Source organism: Novosphingopyxis iocasae (assembly GCF_014334095.1).
Classification (GTDB): Bacteria; Pseudomonadota; Alphaproteobacteria; order Sphingomonadales; family Sphingomonadaceae; genus Novosphingopyxis; species Novosphingopyxis iocasae.
In genome coordinates, this window is sequence record NZ_CP060495.1 from 2,650,491 (window position 1) to 2,674,238 (window position 23,748).

General features: G+C 64.2%; 23 protein-coding genes. 12 read left to right on the forward strand and 11 right to left on the reverse strand.

The window, feature by feature from the left end:
• Positions 1 to 35: 35 nt before the first annotated feature.
• Together H7X45_RS12675 and H7X45_RS12680 are read right to left on the reverse strand one after the other, a co-directional pair.
• Positions 36 to 695, reverse strand: coding sequence for a potassium channel family protein (locus H7X45_RS12675; protein ID WP_187335201.1), 660 nt, complete (start codon positions 693 to 695; stop codon positions 36 to 38).
• The gene (locus H7X45_RS12680; RefSeq protein WP_187335202.1) at positions 685 to 2,013 is read right to left on the reverse strand and encodes a TrkH family potassium uptake protein; all 1,329 of its coding nucleotides are present in this window, start codon (positions 2,011 to 2,013) and stop codon (positions 685 to 687) included. Before H7X45_RS12680 ends, H7X45_RS12675 begins: the two co-directional genes overlap by 11 nt.
• A gap of 248 nt (positions 2,014 to 2,261) precedes the next feature.
• Between H7X45_RS12680 and H7X45_RS12685 the strand changes: the two genes are divergently transcribed.
• Positions 2,262 to 4,517: a TonB-dependent receptor family protein gene (locus tag H7X45_RS12685; protein WP_187335203.1), complete on the forward strand. Its 2,256-nt coding sequence runs from the start codon at positions 2,262 to 2,264 to the stop codon at positions 4,515 to 4,517.
• Between the two features lie 19 nt (positions 4,518 to 4,536).
• Here the strand turns inward: H7X45_RS12685 and H7X45_RS12690 are convergent, their stop codons facing one another.
• Both H7X45_RS12690 and H7X45_RS12695 read right to left on the reverse strand, forming a co-directional pair.
• A complete protein-coding gene (locus tag H7X45_RS12690; RefSeq protein ID WP_187335204.1) occupies positions 4,537 to 5,895 on the reverse strand; it encodes a M28 family metallopeptidase in 1,359 nt (452 codons plus the stop codon).
• 41 nt (positions 5,896 to 5,936) lie between these two features.
• Positions 5,937 to 6,575, reverse strand: a complete 639-nt coding sequence (locus H7X45_RS12695) for a PilZ domain-containing protein (protein WP_187335205.1) — start codon at positions 6,573 to 6,575, stop codon at positions 5,937 to 5,939.
• Between the two features lie 194 nt (positions 6,576 to 6,769).
• Between H7X45_RS12695 and H7X45_RS12700 the strand changes: the two genes are divergently transcribed.
• A complete protein-coding gene (locus H7X45_RS12700) occupies positions 6,770 to 7,195 on the forward strand; it encodes a DUF805 domain-containing protein (RefSeq protein ID WP_343061066.1) in 426 nt (141 codons plus the stop codon).
• A 4-nt stretch (positions 7,196 to 7,199) separates the two neighbouring features.
• Here the strand turns inward: H7X45_RS12700 and H7X45_RS12705 are convergent, their stop codons facing one another.
• Positions 7,200 to 7,880, reverse strand: coding sequence for an MBL fold metallo-hydrolase (locus H7X45_RS12705; RefSeq protein ID WP_187335206.1), 681 nt, complete (start codon positions 7,878 to 7,880; stop codon positions 7,200 to 7,202).
• A gap of 92 nt (positions 7,881 to 7,972) precedes the next feature.
• Positions 7,973 to 8,599 (reverse strand): S24 family peptidase, encoded by a 627-nt coding sequence (locus H7X45_RS12710; protein WP_187335207.1) that lies wholly within the window; start codon positions 8,597 to 8,599, stop codon positions 7,973 to 7,975.
• Between the two features lie 103 nt (positions 8,600 to 8,702).
• On the opposite strand from H7X45_RS12710, the gene H7X45_RS12715 reads away from it, so the two are divergent.
• Positions 8,703 to 8,894 carry a hypothetical protein gene (locus H7X45_RS12715; RefSeq protein ID WP_187335208.1) on the forward strand — a complete coding sequence of 64 codons (192 nt, stop codon included), beginning with the start codon at positions 8,703 to 8,705 and terminating at the stop codon, positions 8,892 to 8,894.
• The gene (locus H7X45_RS12720; protein WP_187335209.1) at positions 8,884 to 9,189 is read left to right on the forward strand and encodes a hypothetical protein; all 306 of its coding nucleotides are present in this window, start codon (positions 8,884 to 8,886) and stop codon (positions 9,187 to 9,189) included. The genes H7X45_RS12715 and H7X45_RS12720 overlap by 11 nt, the downstream gene beginning before the upstream one ends.
• Here H7X45_RS12720 and H7X45_RS12725 read toward each other — a convergent pair.
• Together H7X45_RS12725 and H7X45_RS12730 are read right to left on the reverse strand one after the other, a co-directional pair.
• Positions 9,186 to 10,310: a hypothetical protein gene (locus H7X45_RS12725; RefSeq protein WP_187335210.1), complete on the reverse strand. Its 1,125-nt coding sequence runs from the start codon at positions 10,308 to 10,310 to the stop codon at positions 9,186 to 9,188. The genes H7X45_RS12720 and H7X45_RS12725 overlap by 4 nt on opposite strands.
• Positions 10,311 to 10,335: 25 nt before the next feature.
• Complete coding sequence (locus H7X45_RS12730; RefSeq protein WP_187335211.1) at positions 10,336 to 11,568, reverse strand: TIGR04063 family PEP-CTERM/XrtA system glycosyltransferase; 1,233 nt, start codon at positions 11,566 to 11,568, stop codon at positions 10,336 to 10,338.
• 97 nt (positions 11,569 to 11,665) lie between these two features.
• Between H7X45_RS12730 and H7X45_RS12735 the strand changes: the two genes are divergently transcribed.
• The 6 genes from H7X45_RS12735 to H7X45_RS12760 all read left to right on the forward strand — a co-directional run bounded on the left by H7X45_RS12735 (position 11,666) and on the right by H7X45_RS12760 (position 17,085).
• The gene (locus H7X45_RS12735; RefSeq protein ID WP_187335212.1) at positions 11,666 to 11,809 is read left to right on the forward strand and encodes a hypothetical protein; all 144 of its coding nucleotides are present in this window, start codon (positions 11,666 to 11,668) and stop codon (positions 11,807 to 11,809) included.
• A 6-nt stretch (positions 11,810 to 11,815) separates the two neighbouring features.
• On the forward strand, positions 11,816 to 13,204 hold the full coding sequence (locus H7X45_RS12740; RefSeq protein WP_187335213.1) for a putative O-glycosylation ligase, exosortase A system-associated: 1,389 nt from the start codon (positions 11,816 to 11,818) through the stop codon (positions 13,202 to 13,204).
• A 91-nt stretch (positions 13,205 to 13,295) separates the two neighbouring features.
• Positions 13,296 to 14,486, forward strand: coding sequence for a mechanosensitive ion channel family protein (locus tag H7X45_RS12745; protein WP_187335214.1), 1,191 nt, complete (start codon positions 13,296 to 13,298; stop codon positions 14,484 to 14,486).
• Between the two features lie 138 nt (positions 14,487 to 14,624).
• A complete protein-coding gene (locus H7X45_RS12750; RefSeq protein ID WP_187335215.1) occupies positions 14,625 to 15,086 on the forward strand; it encodes a MaoC family dehydratase in 462 nt (153 codons plus the stop codon).
• Between the two features lie 115 nt (positions 15,087 to 15,201).
• A complete protein-coding gene (locus H7X45_RS12755) occupies positions 15,202 to 16,380 on the forward strand; it encodes an acetyl-CoA C-acyltransferase (RefSeq protein WP_187335216.1) in 1,179 nt (392 codons plus the stop codon).
• A gap of 156 nt (positions 16,381 to 16,536) precedes the next feature.
• Positions 16,537 to 17,085: a hypothetical protein gene (locus H7X45_RS12760; RefSeq protein WP_187335217.1), complete on the forward strand. Its 549-nt coding sequence runs from the start codon at positions 16,537 to 16,539 to the stop codon at positions 17,083 to 17,085.
• A 71-nt stretch (positions 17,086 to 17,156) separates the two neighbouring features.
• Here the strand turns inward: H7X45_RS12760 and H7X45_RS12765 are convergent, their stop codons facing one another.
• Genes H7X45_RS12765 through H7X45_RS12775 form a run of 3 tightly spaced genes read right to left on the reverse strand, consistent with a single transcriptional unit; the run spans position 17,157 to position 20,700 of the window.
• Positions 17,157 to 18,644, reverse strand: coding sequence for a class I adenylate-forming enzyme family protein (locus tag H7X45_RS12765; RefSeq protein WP_187335218.1), 1,488 nt, complete (start codon positions 18,642 to 18,644; stop codon positions 17,157 to 17,159).
• The gene (locus H7X45_RS12770; RefSeq protein ID WP_246449461.1) at positions 18,641 to 19,444 is read right to left on the reverse strand and encodes a crotonase/enoyl-CoA hydratase family protein; all 804 of its coding nucleotides are present in this window, start codon (positions 19,442 to 19,444) and stop codon (positions 18,641 to 18,643) included. Before H7X45_RS12770 ends, H7X45_RS12765 begins: the two co-directional genes overlap by 4 nt.
• Positions 19,441 to 20,700 (reverse strand): metal-dependent hydrolase family protein, encoded by a 1,260-nt coding sequence (locus H7X45_RS12775; RefSeq protein WP_187335219.1) that lies wholly within the window; start codon positions 20,698 to 20,700, stop codon positions 19,441 to 19,443. Before H7X45_RS12775 ends, H7X45_RS12770 begins: the two co-directional genes overlap by 4 nt.
• 93 nt (positions 20,701 to 20,793) lie before the next feature.
• Here H7X45_RS12775 and lnt point away from each other — a divergent pair, with 93 nt between their 5' ends.
• The gene (gene lnt / locus H7X45_RS12780; protein ID WP_246449462.1) at positions 20,794 to 22,452 is read left to right on the forward strand and encodes an apolipoprotein N-acyltransferase; all 1,659 of its coding nucleotides are present in this window, start codon (positions 20,794 to 20,796) and stop codon (positions 22,450 to 22,452) included.
• 54 nt (positions 22,453 to 22,506) lie between these two features.
• Entirely contained in the window at positions 22,507 to 23,739 is a 1,233-nt protein-coding gene (metK, locus tag H7X45_RS12785) for a methionine adenosyltransferase (RefSeq protein WP_187335220.1), read from the forward strand.
• Positions 23,740 to 23,748 lie beyond the last annotated feature (9 nt).

The window sequence follows — 23,748 nt, forward strand, 5'->3', positions numbered from 1 at the left end:
TACAGGAACATGACGAGGGCGGCCGCGCCTGGAAATCAGATCGCGGCGAATTTCTCGATGTCGCGGATGCGGCCGGAAACGACCAGCTCGTCGTCCGGAAAGATGATCGTGTCGGGCACTGCATGGATAAAGTCTTCGCCCGCCCGCTTCACGCCGACCACCGTTACGTCGAACTTCTTGCGGCACTCGCTCATCATCAGCGGCAGGCCGACGACGGTTTCGGGCGCTTTCAGCCGGGCGATGGCGAACTCGGCATCGAAAGCGATGAAATCGAGCAGGCGCTCGTTCACGAGATGGGCGACGCGCTCTCCCATTTTGCGTTCTGGAAAGACGACATGATGTGCGCCCGTGCGCTCCAGCAGGCGGCCGTGGCGATCGGTATTGGCCTTCGCCCAGACATTGTTCAGGCCCATATCGACCAGCGCCAGCACAACCAGCAGGCTGGCCTCCACATTCGTGCCGATGGCCACGATGGCGGTGTCGAAGTCGGCGACGCCCAGTTGTTTCAGTGTATCGATCTCGGTCGCGTCCGCTTCGACCACCTGGGTCAGCGCATCCTTGTGCTCGCGCACGAAATCACCGTCCACGTCCACGCCGAGAACTTCATGGCCCATGCGCTCCAGCGTGGTCGCGACGGCGCTGCCGAACCGGCCAAGGCCCACGACCAGGACGGGTTTTCTCTTATCAGCCGACAATGGGATTCTCCTCGGGATAGCGATAGCGCCGCTCGCTGCTGCCAAGGGCAAGGGCGGTGGCCGCGGTGATCGTGCCCACCCGTCCAACGAACATCAGCATCACCAGCACGAAGAGAGCCGACGGCGGCAACTGTGCGGTGATGCCGGTGGACAGGCCGACGGTGGAAAAGGCGGAAATCGCCTCGAACAGGATATCTTCGAACGCCAGCGGCGTGACCGAACTGATGAACATCGTCGCGCACAGTACCAGCAGCAGCGCGATCGAGGCGACGGTGAGAGCCTGCCGCTCGATAGCGTGGCCGAAGCGGCGGCCGAACATACCCGCATCGCGCCGCGACAATATCTCGGCCAGAACGATGGCGAGCAGCACCATGAATGTGGTGATCTTGATCCCGCCCGCCGTGCCGGCGCTACCGCCGCCGATGAACATCAGCACATTGTTCACCACCAGCGTCTCCTCTCGCATCGCGCCGAGATCGAGGCTGTTGAAGCCCGCCGTGCGGGGCATGACCGAATGGAACGCGGCGTTCAGCAGTTTCTCGCCCCAGCCCATCGGCCCTAGCGTGCCGGGATTGCTCCATTCCATGCCCAGGATCGCCGCAAAGCCGCCGATCAGCAGCAGGAGCGTGCCGGCCAGCGTCATTTTGGAATGCAGCGTCCATTGCCGCCAGCGCCAGCCATGTTCGCGCCAGTCCTCCATCACCGGGAAGCCCAGCGCGGAAAAGATCACCGACAGGCCGATCGGGACCAGGATAAGCCAGTCGCCCTGAAAGCTCATGAGGCTGTCCGAAAAGGTGGAAAAGCCCGCATTGTTGAAGGCGCTGACGGACTGGAACAGGCCGTGCCAGGCGGCCTGGCCCCAGGACATGTTCCAGTGCGTGGCGAACCGGAGCGTCAGCATGATCGCCACGGTCAGTTCCACGGTGATCGTGATGCCTAGGATCATGCGGATCACCGACGGCGCGGATATCAGGTTCAGGCGGCTGCGTTCCACATGCGTCGCCATCCGGTCCCGCAGGCCGAAGCCCCGCCCTGCGATCAGGCCGAACAGCGTCGCGGCCGTCATGATGCCGAGCCCGCCGATCTGGAACATCGCCATGATCGCCACCTGCCCGAAGCCGGACCAGTAGGTCGGCGTGTCCTGCACGATCAGTCCGGTTACCGCCACCGCCGAAGTGGCGGTGAACAGCGCGGTCATCAGCGGCGCGCGCGTGCCGTCCGCGGTGGCGATGGGCAGGCTGAGCAGTACCGTCCCGATCGCGATCGCGCCAAGAAACAGCAGGGGGATCAGCCGGATCGGATTGCGCAGTGCGTTCATGCAAGTCTCGCCATGTACGAATGCGGCGGGGCCGACAAGCGGCAGAAATTGAATGAGAGAGGCGGCGCCGCTGCGGCGGTGAAACCGCAAAGATCGCTGGCCATATCAGCCCATGACGCGTATGAACCAAGTGAACCAATCGATACTGCGAATTACTCTCATTGACAACAAACGGGCCAGCTCTATGGACGTTCGCCATCGGATCGATGACTGCCGCGTCCTGCGGCATGCTTTGTTGGAGGATATCCATGCTGCGTATCACGACCTCGCCGGTGGCGATGGCCGTCGCCCTGTTCGCGCCCTTTGCTGCGTCCGCCGAAATTCCTGAAGCGCCTGCGCCAGCCGCGCCGCAGACCGAACAGGAGGCTTTGGTAAATTCTGTCGATTCCATCATTACGGTGGAAGGCCACATCGATCCGAGTGCGATCGCGGGCTCGGCGACGCTGGTCGATACACAGGAACTGCGCCTGTTCGACTATTCCGATCCCAACCGCGTGCTGCGGCAGGTGCCCGGCGTGAACTTGCAGGAGGAGGACGGCTTCGGGCTGTTTCCCAATATCGGCCTTCGCGGCACGCCGGTGGAACGCTCCGGCAATATCACGCTGATGGAAGACGGCGTGCTGATCGCGCCCGCGCCCTATGCCGCGCCCGCCGCTTATTATTTCCCCGCCATCGGACGGATGGAAGCGGTCGAGGTGATCAAGGGCGCGGCGTCCGTGCGCTACGGCCCGCGCACCATCGGCGGTGCGATCAACCTGCGCTCCACCTCGATCCCCGAAGACGGCATTACCGCGCGCGCCATGGGGCAATATGGATCGCGCGATTATTATGCCGGACATGTCTATGCCGGGATCGACACCGACTATGTCGGCGCGCTCATCGAGACCTATCAGCTGGGCAGCGACGGCTTCAAGACGATCGACTTCTTCCCCGATGCCGATACCGGCTTCCAGCGCCAGGATTATCGCGGCAAGGTGGCGCTGCATACGGCACCGGGTGCGTCGGTCGATGGCCGGCTGGAATTCACCTATGGTTATAGCGAGCTGGACGCGAACGAGACCTATCTGGGACTGTCGGACGATGACTTTGCCGCCGATCCCTATCGCCGCTACGCCGCCAGCCAGCGGGACAACTTTTTGGGCAAGCAGAATCAATATCGCCTCACCGGCACGCTGGCGTTCGTGGACGATACGCTGCTGACCGTCACCGCTTACAAAAATGATTTCGAGCGCAACTGGTCCAAGCTGCAGGATATCGATTTCAACGGCGATGGCCGCTTCGATTCGATTAATGCGGTGTTCGACGATCCCGCCGGAAATCCGGGCGCGCTCGCCATCCTGCGCGGTGCGGACAGCACGCCGGGCTCGGTGCGCGTGCGCAACAACAACCGCACCTACGACAGCAAGGGCGTGCAGGTCTCCTTTTCGCGACCCTTCCAGACCGGCAAGCTGCGCCACGTGCTCGATTTTTCCGTCCGCTATCATGAGGATGAGGAAGACCGCCTGCAGAACGACGAGTTCTACACCCAGACCGGCGGCACGCTGAACTTCGTGACCCAGACCGCCCCGGGCGTGCAGGCCAATCGCGAGGCGAAGGCGAACGCGCTGGCTTTCTACGTCGAGGACCGGATCGAGATCGGCGCGCTGACGCTGACGCCCGGCATCCGTTATGAGGGGATCGACCTCACCCGCCTCGATTATGCGGGCAGCGATCCCACCCGTGCAGCCGGCCCGACGCGCGTACGCACCAGCAATGTCGATGAGTGGTTGCCCGCGCTGGGCGCCACTTACGAAATTGGCGATCTGCTGCTGCTGGCGGGCATCTCGCGCGGTTTCTCCCCGCCGGGACCGGGCAGCACCGATGCCCGTTCGGAGAAGAGCTGGAATTACGAAGCGGGCTTCCGCTACGCGAACCCGTCTTTCCGTACCGAGGTGATCGGCTTCTGGAACGACTATTCCAACCTTTTGGGCAGCTGCACGGTCTCGGTCGGTTGCCGGGTGGGCGACATCGGCGATCAGTTCAACGGCGGCGCGGTTACGACGCGCGGCGTCGAGTTCACCGCCGCGGCTGCGCCCGCGATCACCGAGCGCCTGTCCGCACCGATTTCGGTAACCTACACCTTCACCGACGCCCGCTTCGATCGCAGCTTCGACAGCGAATTCTTCGGATCGGTTCAGGATGGGGACGACCTGCCCTATATCGCGCGCCACCGCGCCTATGTGGAGGCGGGGCTGAGGTACGATCGCTCGTCGCTAACCCTGGGCGCAAGCTATGTGTCGCCGATGCGGACCGAGGCCGGAAGCGGGCCGATCCCGCAGCAGGAACGGATCGACGATCACTTCCTGCTCGATCTGGCGGGCCGTTTCGCCTTTACCGACACGATCTCGCTGTTCGGACGGGTCGATAATCTGCTCGACAACCAGTATCCGGTTGCGCGGCGGCCTTATGGGCTTCGGCCCGGAAGTCCGCGCCGCTTCGTGATCGGCGCGGCGTTCGATCTGTGATGTGACCGGGGCTGGTGGCTTATTCCGCCGCCCCGTTCGCGCCGCTGCCGCCGGGCATGCCGGCAAAGGTGACGACGCTTTCCGCGCCATTGTCCGATAGCGCGGACACGCCGAAGAAATTGTTGTCGATGATGACGCCTTTCAGCACCGTTTCGGTCTGTCCGGCGGGCAGGTCGATCGCTTCGGCCCAGGCCATCTCGTTCGCGGGGCGCCAGTGGACGCGATATCCTGCGGCGCCTTTCACCGGCGTCCAGCTTACGCTCGTATCCGCGCTCACCGCGCCTTCAATCTCTACCGTGGCGGGGGCGGCCGGCGCGCTCGCCAGCTCGCGGATCACGTCCACGTTCAGCGCGGTGACGCGCGCGAGATAGTCGAAGTCCATCTTGTCGATAGTGTCGCCATATTCGCGGCCGTTTTCGGTGCGCAAATCCTGATGCTGATAATCGTAATGTTCGGCCACTTCGGAAAAGCGCACGGCGGGATAGCCGCGCTTCAGGAAAGGAATGTGGTCCCCGCCGCGGCGGAAGCGGTCCGGACGGCGGATCGCGAGCACTTCGAGGCGGCCCGGCGCAGCGGTGGAAATGCGGTCGATCGCCTTGGCCAGCGATCGGGAGGGGCTGTCGTCCTCTCCGCCGATCGCGCGCTGCATGGCGATGCCCTGTTCGTCCGCGGCGGCGCGGATGCCCTCGGAGAACACGCGCACCTTATCCGCCACATGTTGTCCTCCGATGCCGGTGCTATTGCCGACGACATCATTGTTGAGGACAGCGGAGACGGTCCAACCGCGCTCTTCGGCGGTCTTCGCCAGGATCTCAGCGCCGTAGAGGCCCTGTTCTTCGCCCGAAAGGGCGGCGTAGACGATGGTGCCGTCGAACTTTTCCTTCGAAAGAAGCCGCGCGGCCTCCAGCACCAAAGCGACGCCCGAGGCATCGTCATTGGCGCCCGGCGCATCGTCCGTGATGTTCATCACATCGCTGACGCGGCTGTCGATATGTCCTTGAACGATGACGACGCGGTTCGGATCGCCCGTGCCACGCTGGATGCCGAGCACATCCTCCACGCGCACGCCATCCGGCGCGCGGTCGCCGGTCACGCTCTCGCCGATCGTCTCGACCGTGATACAGCCGCCGCAATCCTTCGAGATGGTGCGCAGCCGCTGCGCCGCCCAGGCGCGCGCGGCGCCGATGCCTCGCTTCGGGTCGGTGGCGGAGGACAAGGTGTGCCGCGTCCCGAAATCGACGAGGGTCTGGACGCTCCGGCGCAGCTCCTGCGGATCCGGCGCGGTGGATTCTACCGTGGCAGAGGACTGAGCCGAGGCGCCTCCAGCAAGGATCGTGGTGGAGAGGAAAAGGGCGGGCGCAAGGAGGGCTTTGTTCATGGCGCCCGGCCTAGCGCAGATCGCCTGCGCCGCCAAATGCGCTATTCGCTCTCTTCGCTCCAATCGGTCGGCAGCTGCGCGGACCATGCGGCCAGTTCGTTGAAGGCGAGCGGAGCGTGGAAATGGAGGCCCGCAAAACCCTGCCGCCACCAGCGCACATCGGCGCGCTTGCGCCCGATGCCGTCGATCGCGATGCGCAGCGGTGCGGACGCCCGCAATCGCTTGTCGATGCCGATCTTGGCACCGGCCAGCGAAATGTCGTGCAGCCTTACCTGAAAAACCTCTCCATCCACTTCGATCGCGGCGGGAAAGTTCATGCGCAGCCGCTGTGGGCGACGCTCGCGTTCGCCATGTGGCAGCGCGATCACACTGGCGATATCAATCGGCGCTTCGAACTGGAAACCGCAGAAGCCGTCCCGTTCCCACCTTTTGTGCATCCGCAGCGTGCGTCCACCGAGAAATTCGATGTCGATCACATCGATGCCGTCCATCGGCCCAAAGGTTTGCAGCTTCATGCCAGCGCTGGAAATATCGCGCATGATGCAGAAGCAGTCATGATCTTCCAGCAGCAGCTTGGCCGTGCGAAACACCACCCGGTGTCGTTCATTCGAACGCCGCTCTTCGGTCCCCGAATGTTCGGTGTCTTCCTCGACCAATATGCCGCGTATGGCCTGCGTCATCCGCTTGTACTCTGCAAAAACCCCATTCCCTTGGCATCCATTTACCAAGCGCCCGGTTAATTCTTCGTTGCAGCGTTCGCCCTGTTTGCGCGCCGCTTGTTGGGTCTCCCGTTGCACGATAGCTTGCGCGGCAGGCCGAACCTAGCTGTGTCGGGATAAGCCCGCCCAAGTGGATCAGGGTTGAAGAAGAGGGTATGTTTTCGATGAAGTGGATGTTGCTGCCGCTCAAGCGCTATGCCGATTTCCAGGGTCGTTCGCGGCGGAAAGAATTCTGGATGTTCACGCTCCTTGTCGTGATCGTCTATCTCGCCGTGTGCACACTTATCGTTGCAGATGAGGAAGTGAGCGGGGGTGCTGGACTGGATGGGTTCACCGGCCTTCTCGGCGTTGCGGTCGCGCTATTGGGCATCGGGATCCTCATCCCGTCGCTGGCAGTCCAGGTGCGCCGGTTTCACGATCAGGACCATTCCGGCTGGTTCGTGCTTCTCTCGTTCATCCCTTATATCGGCGGACTGATCGTTTTGGTGTTCATGTGCCTGCCGGGGACGCGCGGACCCAACCGCTTCGGCCCCGATCCCAAGGAGATGGAGGCCGACGCGCTAACCGAAACGTTCCGCTAGCTTATCACGCCAGCGCGGCGTCGCCGACAAAGGGGTTGCTTTGACGCTCGCGTCCGAACTGGCTGGGGCGTCCATGGCCGGGGATGAAGGTGGTGTCGTCGCCCAGCGGCCAGAGCTTTCCGGTGATCGCGTCGATCAGATCCTGATGGTTGCCCATCGGGAAGTCGGTGCGGCCGATCGACCCTTCAAAAATCACGTCGCCCACGATGGCGAGCTTCGATTCGGGGTGGTGAAAGACGACGTGGCCGGGTGTGTGGCCGGGGCAGTGATAGACGTCCAGCGTCAAATCGCCCACGGTCACCTGGTCGCCGTCGACCAGCCAGCGATCGGGCTCGAACGGGGCGCTGTCGAGGCCGAAGCGCGGGCCGTCATCGTCCAGCCGGCTGATCCAGAACCGGTCCGCCTCATGCGGCCCCTCGATCGGCAGACCCAGTTCCTTGGCAAGCTTGCCCGCCTCGCCGCAATGATCGGCATGGCCGTGAGTGATGAGAATTTTCTCCAACTCCACACCGGCCTGCTTCACCGCTGCCTTCAGCTTGTCGAGGTCGCCGCCCGGGTCGACCAGGGCTGCCTTATTGGTGGCGGTGCACCAGATGAGCGAACAGTTCTGCTGCAGCGGCGTGACCGGGATCATCGCGGCCTTGAGCGGGGGCGTGGGGGCGGGGTTCGAAGTGACGTTGGCCATGGCGCTAGATGTGGCCGGAGCCCGCACGCGATGCAAGGGCGCGGGTGGCGGCGCGTCAATGCAGCGGATCGCACACGATCGTGCATTTGCCGCTAAAGCTTGCGGCCAACCCATAGCACGCGGCCGACCACGTCGACCGTGTCGAGCGGGCGTTCGCCCAGGCTCGGCACCGCCTTGTTGTCCGAGGAGATCAGCACGCCGCCGCCCGGCACGCGGGAAAGGCGCTTGACCATCAGGTCTCCGTCGACGCGGATGACGTGGATGCCGTCGCGCCAGGCACGCGGCGTGCGGTCCACCAGGATCTCGTCGCCGTCCATCAGCGTGGGCTCCATGCTGTCGCCGCGCACCCTGATCATGGAGGCGTCTTCGGCGCGCACGCCCAGCCCGCGCAGCATTTTGGGATCGAAACTCACCGCGCCCTTGGTGCTTTCATGATCGACCGCCGCGCCCGGCCCCGCCGAGGCCCCGACATCGAGCCGGTCGACGGCAAGAAACGCGGGCGCCGTAGCAGGCGGTCCGCCGAGCCGCGCGGCATCCACGCCGAAAAACTCGGCGATCGTCCGGCGGTCTTCCTCGGCCAGCCGCCGGGGACTGCCGCGCTTGATGAACTGCTGGATATAAGCCGGATTTTTGGCAAGCAGGCGCGAGAGGCCAGCATAATCGCCGCCCTTTTCCTCGATCAGCCGCGCCAGCGCGCGGCGCTGTTCGCTGCCGTCCATACCCCGTATATAGAGATAGGAAAAATCCTAGACAAGTAGGATTTCGAAAGGAAAAAGCTGGAACATATAAAGAACATCGATTCGAGCAAAGGAGGATTGCGCGATGCATATCGGACGGCTGGTGGAGCGCTTTTTGCGGGAAATGGATATGCCGCCGACCAAGTTCGGCCGCTTGGCGGTGCGCGATCCGCGGTTCGTGCAGGATCTGCGCAATGGCCGCGAAGTGCGTGAGCGCACCGCAGCGCGCGTAATCGCTTTCATCGAGGCCGAGCGGGAGAAGCATAGTGCGGCATGAAGCGCTTCTCAGCCGCAGCGCAGGGCGGTTCGTTCGCCAGCTGCTCGATCTGTCAGGGCCAGGCTGGACGATCGTGCGCGCGGGCGAGCGCCCTTGGGCCAGCGCCACCTTCGATGGCCTGCGCCTGCGTATCACCATGCGGTCCGGCGGGGGTTCCGGGCACCACATTGCGGATCTGTGCGCGCGGATCGAGCAGGCCGATTATGGCGTGATCCGTTATCTGGTGGCCGAGATTGCCGCGCGAACGGAGCGGGATGCGATTGTGGTGGAAGCCTTGCTGATCGCCGAGGCTTAAGCGCTGCGGCGGTTCATCCGCTCAAGCGTTTCCAGCGCAGCGCGCAGGGCCTCGTCCATCTCGTCCCGCGGTTCGTGCGCCTTGGGCACGGCCTGGACCGGACGCGGCGCGAGCGGCGGCAAACTGTCCTCTTCCTGCTCGGCGACCGTTTCCGCCGGTGCGGGTTCCGGCAGGGCTTGTTCTTCGATCACGTCCGGTTCGGCAGGCGGCGCTGCGGCCGTTTCGGTCTCGGCCGGCTGCTCGCGCTCTTCCTGCTCCGGTTCGATGCCTGGCTCTTCGGCGACCGGCGTTTTCTCCGATGCGCGCTCTGCACGGGTGCGCAGCCGGGCTTCCAGTCGGTCGATCAGGTCGTCCAGATCGAGATCGGCATAAGGCACGCCGCTGTCGGACACGGGCTTGTCCTCGGCAGCGGCAGGGCTGCTTTCCTCATCCCGCGCATCGGCCATGAAGGCAGCGCCGAGCGGGCGACCGCCTTCGGGCAGGCGCGGGGCGGCGGGGACGGCGCGGGGAAGGTCTTCCTGTACCGGCGCAGCGCTTGCCGCGACCTGTGCCGGCTGCTCCCAGGCCGGGACTGCCCGTTCGTCTGCATCGAAATGCTCGCCGAGATCGGTGTTCGCCCGGATCGGAGGGCGCGGCGGTGCGTCGGGGTGCCGGTCCGCCCGCTTGAGCTTGGGAAGATCGTCAAACTCGCGAATTGCAGGGACACCGCTTTCGCGTCCGGCCAGCGCATCCAATTTGGACTTCAGGCGGGCAAACCAGCCTTGCGAATTTCCGCCTGCCGGGGTGTCGATGGTCGAGCGGCGAATCCCGGTAAACCGGGGGAAACGCCGGAAAGATATGCTGGCCATGGACTTGGGTTCCTTCGTTCCGCGATGCGCGGGCGCGCCGTTGCCGATCAGGGCGAGCACGATGCCGGCAACGACGACCGCGGCCACAAAGGCAATGCCGATGCGCGCGGTGGACCCCAGCGGCGGGGCGGTTTGCGGGATAATTTCGGAAAGACCGCTCGATGCGGTGAAGTTCTCGATCACTGCAATGGGGATCAGCACGGTGACGGCAGCGGCGGCGCAGCCCGCGGCAAGCGCCGCAGGGATCGTCCAGTGATGTCGTTTGAGTGTCATACCGCCCCCGAATCGCGCGCTTTCCTTAGGCTGCGCGGCCTATGTCCGGTCGCTTTAACAGCGAATGGTAAACGGGATCGTAACGATGAACATTCGCCGCCCAGTCGCGCTCGGCCTTCACAAAAGCCTGCGCGGTGTCGCGACGGGCCTCCCAGCCGCCGCGATCGTTCAGCAGCCCCGCCACCGCATCGGCAAGCGCCTGCGGATCATCCGCTGCGAACAGCGTGCCGGTGCGTCCATGGTCGATGAGTTCGCGGTGCCCGCCGACATCGGACGCGGCGACGAGACGGCGCTGCGCCATGGCCTCCAGCGGCTTCAGCGGGGTGACGAGCTCGGTCAGGCGCATGCGCTTGCGCGGATAGACGAGCACGTCGATCAGGCTGTAATAGCGCTCGACCTCCTCATGCGGCACGCGGCCAACGAAGCGGATCGCCCTGGACGCGTTCGATCCCAGCGCCCGGGCGCGCAGCACCTGTTCGCACGGGCCGCCGCCCACCAGCAGCAGTTGCGTGCCAGGCACCAGCTCTCGCAGAGGGCCTAGCGCGTCGATCAGCGTATCGATGCCTTCATAATCGTAAAAACTGCCGATAAATCCGATCACCGGCCCGTCGTCCAGCAGCAGGCGGCTCGCCAGCGCGGCATCGCGGCGCGGCGGCGTGCCGAACAGGTCGAGATCGACACCATTGGGGGAAACGGTGATTTTTTGCGGATCGATACCGCGCGCGATCAGATCGCTGCGCAGGCCCTCGCAGATCACCGCGACCGCATCGGCGTGGCGCACGACGCGCGTCTCCAGCGCCTTGATAAGGCGGTACCGCGCATTGCCCTCGGTGCCCGTGCCATTGCCGACGGCGGCATCTTCCCAGAAAGCGCGGATTTCGTAGACGAACGGCAGCCCAAGACGCTGTGCCGCGCGCTGTGCGGCCAGACCGTCGAGGACGGGCGAGTGCGCGTGGATGATATCGAACGGCCATCGGCGATGCAGTTGCACGATGCGGTCCGCCAGCATCGCGACCTCGCGAAATTCGCGCATGGGCGAGGGCAGGGAGGTATGGCCGGGTGTGCGGTAAAAGCGCAGGCCTTCATGAATTTCAGCCTCTTCGCCCGCACCGCCGCCATTGGCCCCGTGTCGCAGGCCGGTGAGCCCGGCCACCTCCCATCCGGCCCGCTCCTGCGCCTTCATGATCGCGCGGGTGCGGAAAGTGTAGCCGCTGTGGAGCGGCAGACTGTGATCGAGGACGTGAAGAATGCGCGCCATAGAGCCCGCTGATGGCGCAAAAGCCTTAACGGGCCGTCAACCCAAAGCGGCTAGGCGCTGAAGGCATAGTCCAGGGAGCCTGCGCGCACCGCCGCCGATGATCGACCATTTCTCCATTCTGCTGAGCCACGGCTTGCTGTTGCTAGCCTTCTGGCGGCTGCTGCACCGGCCGGACCTCGATGATGAGTCGGCAGCGCAGGAGACGGCGGAGGGCGCCGCTCCGCCCAGTCGCTGGCGCTGACGGGCCATGCGCGATCTCTATCTTCTCGGCTTTCTCGGGCTGTTCCTGCTGTTCGGGCTGCGCAAGCCGTTCCTGTTCACGCTGATCTACGCCTATATCGATATCGTCGCGCCGCAGCGGCTCAGCTATTTTCTGCTGAACTCGATTCCGGTCTCGCTGATCGTCTTCGCCTTCGCGCTGTTCGGTTTTCTGATGGACGGCGGAAAGAAGGACGCGCGCTTTTCCGTTCGGCAGATGTGCATGCTCGTGCTGCTGGCTTATGCCGGATACACCACGCTTACCGCAGACGAACCGCAGGCCGCGCTCGAAAAATGGGACTGGGTGTGGAAGGCGATGGTGTTCGCGATCTTCCTTCCGCTCACCTTGCGCACCCGTCTCAGGATCGAGGCGCTGGCGCTCACCATGACGCTGTCGCTGGCCGCGCTGGTGGTGAACGGGGGTATCAAGACGGTGCTGTCCGGCGGCGGCTACGGCGCGCTCGTCATTCTGGTGGAAGACAATAGCGGCCTTTATGAAGGATCGATCATCAGCTGCGTGTCCATCGCGGTGATCCCGCTGGTCTGGTGGATCGCACAGCACGGCACGATCTTTCCGTCCGACGACAAGCGCTGGCGGCTGGCGATGCGCCTGTTTGCGATCGCGCTGACCTTCGCCTGCATCCTGATCCCCATCGGCACGCAGGCGCGCACGGGCCTGGTCTGCCTGGGCGTGCTGTACATCCTCTCGCTGCGCTTCTCGCGCTACAAGTTCCTGTATCTGGGGGGTGCGGCGCTGCTCGGGCTGGCGGCTATTCCCTTCTTGCCGTCCAGTTTCAGCGAGCGGATGGAGACCATCCAGAATTACGATCAGGACGAATCCGCTTCCACGCGCCTGGCCGTATGGGCCTGGACTCTGGAATATGTGAAGGCGCACCCCGGCGGCGGCGGCTTCGATGCCTATCGCCAGAACAAGCTGCGTTACGAATTGCCGATGATGGACGCCAACGGCTTCGACACTGGCAATGTTGAGGTGAAGGAGGTGGTGGACGAAGGCCGCGCCTATCACTCCAGCTATTTCGAGATGTTGGGCGAACAGGGTTGGTTCGGCCTGGCGCTCTGGCTGATCATCCATGTCGGCGGGGTCTGGCGCATGGAGATGGTGCGGCGGCGATACCGAAATAGCGAAAAGGAGGGCGAGCGCTGGATCGCCCCGCTCGCCCAAGCGCTGCAGAACGGGCAGATGGTCTATCTGACCGGATCGCTGTTCGTTGGCATCGCTTATCAGCCCTTCATCTACATGCTCATCGCCATGCAGATCGGCCTCGACACCTATCTGGCGCGCCGCCGCAAGGAACAGGGGTTCCGGCCGATGATGGCACACGCCGCCCGTCCGAAGGCCGCCCCCGCGCCCGCCTGAAGTAAACTTACGCTAAGTTGGACAAGGCCGAGCCTCGTTCCTATCTCCGCGCCCGAACCGGCCCGCAAGGGCCAAGAAGGAGCGTTTGTAGATGACGGCGAAGATCGATGTGAAGTCACCCAAACCGATTGCGGACAAGGCCGACTTGTCCAGAGCGTGGAAGCAGGTGACCGATTATTTCGAATCGACGCTGCAATGGTTCCAGCTCCATTGGGTCGAGGTGCTGATCGGGCTGGCCGTGGCCGTGCTACTTTACGTCATCCTGTCCGCGATCAAGCGGTTCGGCGCGCGCTATGTGCGCAGCAATGACGATCTGACCGGCTATCGCGTGATCCTGGGCCGCACGATTTCGAAGACCACGCGTACCTTCCGCTTCATGATCGCCGCCGAACTGGTTGTGAATTATGCCAATGCGCCCTCGTGGCTGGAGAAGACGGTAGGCTTCATCTTCACCATCGCGGTGGTGCTGCAGATCGCGATCTGGGTGCGCGAGTTGATCATCGGCTTCATCGAACGGCGCAGCCACGCCAACGACGACACGCATGAGACGCTCGACAGCGCGATGAAGCTGATCCACATCTTCGTCACCTTCATCATTTTCGCCATCGCGCTGGTGGTGATCCTGGGCAATCTGGGCGTGGACGTCACCGGTCTGATCGCGGGGCTGGGCGTCGGCGGCATCGCCATCGGTCTTGCCGCGCAGGGCATTTTCTCCGATCTGTTCGCGGCGATTGCGATCATCTTCGACAAGCCGTTTGCCAAGGGCGATACCATCGCGTTCGACAATGTGACCGGCGCGGTGGAGGAAATCGGCCTCAAGACCACGCGTATCCGCGCCTTTACCGGCGAAGAGATGATCATCTCCAACGCCAATCTGCTCGACAAGAAGATCGACAACGTCACCCGCCGCCCGCACCGGCGCGCGAAATTCGGGATTACGCTGATCTACCAGACCCCGCCGGATCAGGCGCGCGCGGTGCCCGATCTACTGCAGGAAATCGTCGAGGCCGAGGGCGGCACTTTCGTGCGCGCGGGCTTCGTCGGCTTCGGCGACAGCTCGATCGATTACGAGGTGGAGTTCGACGGCGCGGCCGATTACGCCGCCTTTTACGATATGCGCCACCGCATCGGGATGACGATCTACAAGCGTTTCGGAGAGCAAGGGCTGGAGTTCGCCTATCCCACGCAGACCACCTTCACCGCGGCGCCCGACGGCGAAATGATCATGCCCTATCCCAAGGTTCAGCCGGTGCAGCAGATCGAAGGATCGAGCGGGGCCTGAGCGCTGGCCCGTGCCTCCGGCTGGCGGCTCTCTCGGCTTGGCTCACCCCCGCGCTCGCTTGCCGTAACGGCACCCCGTTTTGCTTGAGAAACGGGCGGAAACGCGCCATGGTTCGCCATACCCGTTGAAGGAGAGAGCATGACCCAGGCGATGGCAGCCGACAAGATGAAGGAACTGATCGGCCAGGAACTGGGCGTATCGCCCTGGGTCACGGTCGATCAGGACATGATCGACAAGTTCGCAGAGGCGACGGGCGATCATCAATTCATCCATGTCGATCCCGAGCGCGCTAAGATGACGCCCTTCGGCGGCACCATCGCCCATGGCTTCCTGACGCTTTCGCTGTTCCCGCGGCTCGCCGCCGAAACCGACATGCCGCGGCCCGAGGGCGTGAAAATGGGCGTCAATTACGGCGGCAACAAAGTCCGTTTCCTCACCCCAGTGCGCTCCGGATCGAAAGTGCGCGGCCGCTTCAAGCTCGTCGATCTGGAAGAAAAGCGCCCCGGCCAGTGGCAGCAGGTGCTCGATTTCACGGTGGAGATCGAAGGGCAGGACAAGCCCGCGCTCATCGCCGAATGGATCAGCCAGTTTTTCGTTTGAACGCTCCCCTCCCGCTTGCGGGAGGGGCCGGGGGGGCTGCCTGAGGCGCTTCCCCCACATTCCCACCCTACCCCCTCCCGCCGGCGGGAGGGGAACCTAAAAGAAGGATCATTTCATGCGTGACGCCGTCATCGTTTCCACCGCCCGCACCGCAATCGGGCGCGCCTATAAGGGCGGGTTCAACGACACCAAGGGGCCGACGCTCGGTTCCTATTCGCTGGCTCCCGCGATCGAGCGTGCCGGGATCGAAGCCGGAGAGCTGCAGGACGTGGTCTGGGGCAGCGCGCTGCAGCAGGGCACGCAGGCCGGCAACCTTGCCCGCCAGGTCGCGCTGCGCGCAGGCTGCCCGATCGGCGTGTCCGGCATGACGATCGATCGCCAGTGCTCCTCGGGCCTCATGTCGATCGCCACCGCCGCCAAGCAGATCATCACCGATCGCATGGACGTGGTCGCTGCCGGTGGTCAGGAAAGCATCTCGCTCGTCCAGACCAAGGAAATGCGCGTGATGCCCGATCCGGAGCTGATCGCGATGCACGGCGCCGTCTACATGCCCATGCTGCAGACCGCCGAGACGGTGGCCCAGCGCTACGGCATCAGCCGCGATGCGCAGGACGAATATGCCTATAACAGCCAGATGCGCACCGCGAAGGCGCAGGAGCAGGGCCTGTTCGACGACGAGATCGTGCCCGTCACCACCACCCACAAGGTGCAGGACAAGGAAACGGGCGAGGTCTCCGATGTCGAGATCACCATCGACAAGGACGAAGGCAATCGTCCGCAGACCACGCTGGAAGGCCTCAATGGCCTGAAGCCGGTGATGGGCGAAGGCACCACGATCACAGCGGGCAACGCGTCGCAGCTGTCCGACGGTTCCTCGGCCAGCATCCTGATGGAAGCCAAGGTTGCCGAAAAGAAGGGCCTCACGCCGCTCGGCCGTTATGTCGGCATGGCGGTTGCGGGCACCGAGCCCGACGAAATGGGCATCGGCCCGGTCTTCGCGATTCCCAAGCTGCTCGAGCGGTTCGACCTCAAGGTCGACGATATCGGCCTGTGGGAACTGAACGAGGCGTTCGCGGTGCAGGTGCTCTACTGCCGCGACAAGCTGGGCATCGACAATGACCTCTTGAACGTCAACGGCGGCTCGATCTCGATCGGCCACCCTTACGGCATGACGGGCGCCCGCTGCACCGGCCACGCGTTGATCGAAGGCAAGCGCCGCGGCGCGAAATATGTCGTCGTCACCATGTGCGTCGGCGGCGGCATGGGCGCAGCAGGACTGTTCGAAGTGCTCTGAGCCTTAGGGTTCGATGCAACGCGAAAGGGCGGCCGGAGACGATCCGGCCGCTTTTTTTATGGATGCCGTAATTGCCTTGCTAGGCACTTTGCGATTAGTGAAAGTGGGCAATACTGTTTCGCTGGAGCGCTTTCTTGGTATCGCCGTTTAATTACTATGAAATTGTCGCCGATAATGGTCTTAGTGTGCACGCTGAGCATTTTCACCGTCTCGTGTGACGAGCCAGATATTATCCGCAGCGATACTCCGATCGCTTACGATTATACGCTTGAATTACCACCAGAGTACGTCCGGCAAGATGTAAGTGGTATCGACAGCAAGGTGGAAGAGTTCCACTCCACAGATGCGATAATCAGCACTGACTTTGGATATTACAGCGGACCGCCTGAATGTAGCCCGTCGCAAGAAGCCTGCAAAATCACCCGCGAGAAAATCGCCGGAAAGAATGCACTGATTGGCCTCTACCGGCATGGGCCCAGTGAACGCCGTGGAGAACCGAAACCCTTCAGAGTTTTTGTGCATGTGGTAGTAGACCAACGTCATGGGGTCGCGCTGAACCTTTTTGCTCGATGCGACACGAAGGTTAACTGCGACCGAGCCCTCGGCTACTTTCGAAAAGTGCGTTTATTTCGTATCAAACCCCCACCTGCCGTGCTGACACCACCGCAGCCACCACCACCGCGCCCTCCATCGGCCGGGATTTAGTAAGTCGGTAATTGGGACTAAAGCCCAAATTCACGCTTCAGGATTCTTCGGCGATAACTTTTCATGTTTGCCTACCCGAACCGCGTGCGCAGCGCCTTGCGGTCGATCTTGCCGATGGCGGTTTTAGGAATGGCTTCGATGCGTAGCACGCGGCGGGGTTTCTTGTAGCCGGCGAGGCGTTCGCCCACGAAGGCGATCAGCCCCTCATCCGAAACCTCATCGCTTAGCACGACGGCGGCGGTCACCGCTTCCACCCACTTGTCGTCGGGCAGGCCGATCACCGCGCATTCGCTCACGGCGGGGTGCGCCATCAGGGCGTCCTCTACCTCGCGCGGATAGACGTTATAGCCGCCGGTCACGATCATGTCGGACGTACGGTCCCGCAAATGGAGGAAGCCGTCCGCGTCGAACTGGCCGATGTCGCGCGTGCGCAGCCAGCCGTCGCTTGTGAACATTTCCGCGTTCAGATCCGGCGCGTCGTGATAGCCCGCCATCATCGACGGGCCGCGCACCGCGATTTCGCCCGGCTCGCCCTCGGCCACGTCGTTCCCTTGCTCGTCGATCAGGCGGATGGCCATATCGATCGCGGGCTGGCCGCAGGCGGAGAGGCGATCGCCGTCATGATCTTCCGGTCGCAACACGGCGAGGCAGAGCGGGCATTCGGTCTGCCCGTAATATTGCCAGAACTTTTCGCGCCCCCAGGCGGCCATCGCCGCCTCGATCACCGGGCGCGGCATGGGGGAGGCGCCGTAGATCAGCTGGCGCAGATCCGGATAACCGTCCTGAAACGCATCCTGCTGCAGCAGCATCTGCAGCATCGTCGGCACCAGATTGATCGCGGTGGCCCGGTGGCGCTTCAGATCGGCCAGATAGGTGGTGGGGTCGAAGCCCGGCAGGATCACCGACGTGCCACCGCGCAGCCAATAAGGGATCACGAACACGCCGCTGGCGTGGATCAGCGAGGCTGCGTGCATCATCACGTCGCCCGGTCGGATATCGATCAGGTTCAGCATCAGGTTGCGGCAGATGGCTGCATAACTCGCTTGCGTGTGCTGCGCGGCCTTCAGCGTGCCGGTGGTGCCCGAGGTGAAGAGGGTAAGGATGATGTCGTCCGGCCGCACGGGCACATCGGGCTCGGTCTCGGCCACGTCCATCGCCAGCAGATCCTCGACCGCCAGCAGCGTCAGCCCCGCCCGCCGCGCCGCCAGCGCCTCGGCCCGCGCGGCATGTTCGGCGCCGTGAACCAGCATATCGCAGCCGGTATTCTCCAGCATCCGCGCATGCTCGTCCTCGGACAGACGGCCGTTCAGCGGCACGCGGTTGATGCCGCCCTTCATGCAGGCGAAATCGAGCGGGATCGAATGCAGCCCGTTGTCGAGCAGGATCGCAACGCGCGCATGATGGCCCGCGCCCTTGGCGGCCAGCGCATGGGCCAAGCGGTTCGATCGCCGGTCGGCCTCCGCGACGCTCACATCCTGTCCGCCGAAGTGGAAGGCGGTGCGGTGGCCATGCTGGCGCGCGCCGCGGCGGATCAGATCGCGCGCGGTGGGGGCGGTCATTCCTCATCCTCGCGGTCGAAACTGCCATGGCGGCCCGCGCCCTCGGCGAAGCGTTTTGCGCCAGCAATCGCCTCGGCCGCGACGATGGGGAAGGCGCCCGCACCTTCCGCGGCGAGCGCGTCCGGCAGCGGCAGGTCCCATTGCGCCAAGGCGGAAGCGCGGTCGGCGCGCAGACAGCCCTGCGGGAAAGCGGCGATCTGGCGCGCCAGCTCCTGCGCCTCGGCCAGCGCCTGGCCCTGCAGCGTCATACGGTTCACCAGTCCCATATCCAGCGCTTCGGCAGCGGTGACGGGACGTCCCGTCAGAATCATATCCATCGCGCGGCTCTGGCCGATGATGCGCGGCAGACGCACCGTGCCGCCATCGATCAGCGGCACGCCCCAGCGGCGGCAGAACACGCCGAGCACCGATTCCTCGGCGGCGACGCGCAGGTCGCACATCAGCGCCAGTTCCAGCCCTCCCGCGACGGCATAGCCCTCGATCGCGGCAATGACGGGCTTGGAAAAGACCATACGCGTGGGCCCCATCGGCCCGGCGGCGCGGCCGGTCTCCTCGACATGGTTGCCGCGCTCCTTGTCGCCCACCGTGGCAAGGTCCGCACCCGCGCAGAAGTGGCCGCCCGCCCCTGTGAGGACTGCGACAGCCAGATCGTCGTCCGCCTCGAACGCTTCGAATGCCTCGCGCAGCGCGCGGGCGGTGGGGCCGTCGACGGCGTTGCGTTTGTCCGGCCGATCGATGGTAATGGTGACGATCGGACCGTCGATGTCGCTGCGGACGGCGGCGGACACGGCTTCGGTCACTTCACCACCTGGCCGCGCACCATCACCCAGTCGACATTCTGCAGCGCGCGGGCGTCCTCCAGCGGATTGCCGTCCACGGCGATGATGTCCGCCGAATAACCCGGTGCGATCCGGCCGATCTGGCTTTCCATGTCGAGCAGACGCGCGGCAACGGTGGTGGCGCTCGCCAGTGCCTCACGCGGGGTCATGCCCGCATCCACCATCATTTCGAACTCCTCGGCATTGCGGCCATGCGCGAACACGCCCGCGTCGGTGCCGAACGCGATCGGCACGCCGAGCCGCTTGGCCCCGGCCATCGCCTTGCCGACCTGATCGAGCGTCATGCGGATCTTCTGCTCCACCACCGGTGTGTAGACGCCCTGACCCAGCCCTTCGGAAATGCCGCGAAAGGCGAGGAGGGTGGGGACCATATAGGTGCCCTTTTCCTTCATGACGGTGAGCGCGGCTTCATCGGCGAAGGTGCCGTGCTCCACCGAATCGATCCCTGCGCGCGCCGCCGCCTCGATACCGCGCGCGCCATGGGCGTGGGCGGCGACCTTGAGGCCGAGCGAATGCGCGGTATCGACAATGGAGCGCATCTCCTCCTGCGAGAAATGCGCGCCCAGCCCGCGGCCTTGCTGGCTCAGCACGCCGCCGGTCGCGGTGATCTTGATGACATCGGAGCCGTTCTGGCTGGCGAGCCGCACCTTTTCGGCGCACTCCACCGCGCCGGTGCAGGTAAAGCCGGGATCGAGCAGCAGGTTCACCTCCGGCGTGAAGCCGCTTACGTCGCCATGTCCGCCGACGATCGACAGCGCCGGGCCGGAAGCCAGGATGCGCGGCCCCTCGATCAGCCCTTCCGCCGTCCCGCGCCGCAGCACGAACGCGCCCTCTTGGGACGATCCGACGTCGCGCACGGTGGTGAAACCGGCGCGCACCGTCTTGGCAGCGTTCTTCACGCCTACCACCACGCCCCATTCGGCAGGCTCCACCGCTTCCTTCCAGAAATCGCCGCCCGGATCACCGGTCAGGTGGACATGCGTGTCGATGAGGCCGGGCAGCACCGTCTTGTCGGAAAGGTCGATAACGTCCGCGCCGGTGGCGGTGCGATTGATGCCCCGGGTGATCGAGACGATTCTGCCGTCTTCCACCACAATTGTCGCCGGGCCCATCGGATCGGACGCCGCATCGGTGATCAGGTTGCCGGCAAGGATGGTCTCGGCGGCGGCGGGGGCGGAAAGGCCGAGCAGCGGCAGGGCCAGCAATAGGGCTTTCATGGGGTCTCTCTCCTGTTTGGTCCCAAGCGAATCGCGTCCGCTGGGCTTGCCTCAAGGCGTAGCGCAACCGGGCGGCCTTCGCATACCCGGCGAATGGCGCGGAGCGACGCGCGGGCAAATGGACTTGCCAGCGGCTTCGTGATGGAGGCAGAGGCGGCGGCTATGCAGAGCGCAAACACCGCAGCCGATCGCCTGATGGCGCACCGCCCCTTCCTGTTGGCGGCGCTGGCCGGGATTCTCGTTGCCTGGGGCTTCGCGCCCTCCTTCACCTTCCTCGTGATCCCCGTAATCGGTTTTGCCTTGCTGATCCGATTGCTGATGCTGGCCGAGGGCAAGCGGCGGGTATTCGTGATCGGATGGTTGTTCGGGCTGACGCAGTTCGTGCTGGGCCTCAACTGGATCGCCACCGCTTTCACCTATCAGGCGGAGATGCCGGCCTGGCTGGGCTGGATCGCGGTGGTTCTGCTGTCGATCTACCTCGCGGTCTATCCGGCGCTCGCGGCGCTCGGCGCCTGGTGGATCGGGCGCGGGCGACCGATTGCGCTGGTGCTGGCCTTTGCCGGTTTGTGGACGCTAACCGAATGGCTGCGCGGCTGGCTGTTCACCGGTTTCCCATGGAATCCGGTTTCCAGCCTGACGGTCGATTACGGCCTGCTGCCGCACGGCGCGCGGTTTGTCGGGACCTATGGTTTTTCCGGACTGCTGCTGATTGTACCGGGTGCGCTGGCACAAATTGGCAGTATGAGCCTGCGCGATCGTCGCTTCATGGCGCTCGGCGTGGTCAGCCTGATCATGCTGATCGCCGCCTTCCTGCCAAAGAACCTGTTCAGCGATCCGCTGCCGGAGAGCGCGCCGCACATCGCGATCGTGCAGCCCAATATCGGACAGGACATCGCCAACGATCCGCGCCGTTACGAGGAGTTTTTCCAGCGGCTCGCGCGCCTGTCTCAGCCTGCGCCCGGCGAGGCGCCGTTCGACATGGTTTTCTGGCCGGAAGGCGCGATCCCCGATTATCTCGAAAGCGGTTATCCGCGCCGCTATTATATGGACACGACCTACGGCGCCTCTGCCGAGCTGGCGCGCGCGCGGATCGCGACGATCGTGCCCGGCGGGCGGCTGATCACCGGCGCGCAGGATCTGGAAATCGGCTCCTCCGGCCTCACCGGTGCTAGAAATGTTGTCACCGTGATCGGCCCTTCCGGTGCGATCGAGGGCAGCTACGCCAAGGCACATCTGGTGCCTTATGGCGAATATCTGCCGATGCGCTCGCTTCTGCAGCCGCTTGGCCTGTCACGGCTGGTGGCGGGCTCGATCGATTTCGATCCCGGTCCAGGGCCGCGCTCGATCAGCCTGTCCGGCGATCCCAAAATGGGCGTGCAAATCTGCTACGAGATCGTGTTTTCCGGCCATGTCATCGATTCCCGCGACCGGCCGGCCTTCCTGTTCAACCCGTCCAATGATGGATGGTTCGGCACCTGGGGCCCGCCGCAGCATCTGAAGCAAGCTCGGTTGCGGGCCATCGAGGAAGGGCTGCCGCTGGTGCGCTCGACCACCACCGGGATCAGCGCACTGGTGGATGCGGACGGACGTGTGCTGGCTTCGCTGGCGACAGGAAAAGAGGCGCGGATCGATGCGCTTCTGCCTCCGCCGCTTGCCCCCACTTGGTTCGCGCGCTTCGGCAACTGGCTTGCCATCCTGTGCGGCGTACTGCTCGTCGCGCTCGGCATTGCAAGCGCGCGGGCACGTCGCTAAGGCGCATATAAAGCTTTCTTTATATCACCTGATTTCCGGAAGGGACGTCTCCCCATGCGCAGCGATTATATCTTTACGTCCGAAAGCGTTAGCGAAGGACATCCTGACAAGGTGGCGGATCAGGTGTCCGATGCCATCGTCGATCTGATGCTGTCCAACGATCCCGAATCGCGCGTGGCCTGCGAAACGCTCACCACCACCAACCGCGTGGTACTGGCCGGCGAAATCCGCTGCCAGCCGCTTTATGACGCCAAGGATCATGCCGCGACGGGCGGCTGGGCACCCGGTGCCGTGGCCAAGATCGAAGAGGCGGTGCGCGGCACGGTGAAAGACATCGGCTACGAACAGGACGGTTTCCACTGGGAAACGCTGGAGCTGCAGAACTACCTCCATGGCCAGTCGAGCGAGATCGCGCAGGGCGTCGATGCCAAGGACAATAAGGACGAAGGCGCGGGCGATCAGGGCATCATGTTCGGCTTCGCCTGTGACGAGACGCCGGATCTGATGCCGGCGACGCTCGATTATTCGCACAAGATTTTGGCGCGCATGGCGGACGATCGTAAGTCTGGGGCGGCGGACTTTCTGGAGCCCGACAGCAAGAGCCAGGTGACGCTGCGCTATGTGGACGGCAAGCCGGTCGGTGCCGAGGCGCTGGTCGTCTCCACCCAGCACGCGCCGGGTTATTATTTCCACGATGGCGAGGGCGATGCCGAGAAATATGGCAAGCTGAACGATTATGTCCGCTCCGTCTTCGCAGATGTGCTTCCGGACGGGTTCGTCAGCGACAAGACGGTGATCCACGTCAACCCCACCGGTCGCTTCGAGATCGGGGGGCCGGACGGCGATGCCGGGCTTACCGGCCGCAAGATCATCGTGGACACCTATGGCGGCGCGGCTCCCCATGGCGGCGGCGCGTTCAGCGGCAAAGACCCGACCAAGGTCGATCGGTCGGCGGCTTATATTACGCGATATCTGGCCAAAAACGTCGTGGCGGCGGGGCTTGCCAAGCGCTGCACGATCCAGCTGAGCTATGCCATCGGCGTGGCCGAGCCGCTGTCCGTCTATGTCGACATGCACAATACGGGAGAGGTCGATCCGGCGAAGCTGGAAACGCTGCTGCCGCAGCTCGTTCGCCTTACCCCGCGCGGCATCCGCACGCATCTGGGCCTCAACAAGCCGATCTATCGCCCCAGCGCCGCCTACGGCCATTTCGGGCGCGACGTGAAGGGTGATCTGTTCCCCTGGGAGAAGACCGACCTCGCCGAGAAGCTCAAGGCCGAGTTTTAAGCCGCCAGT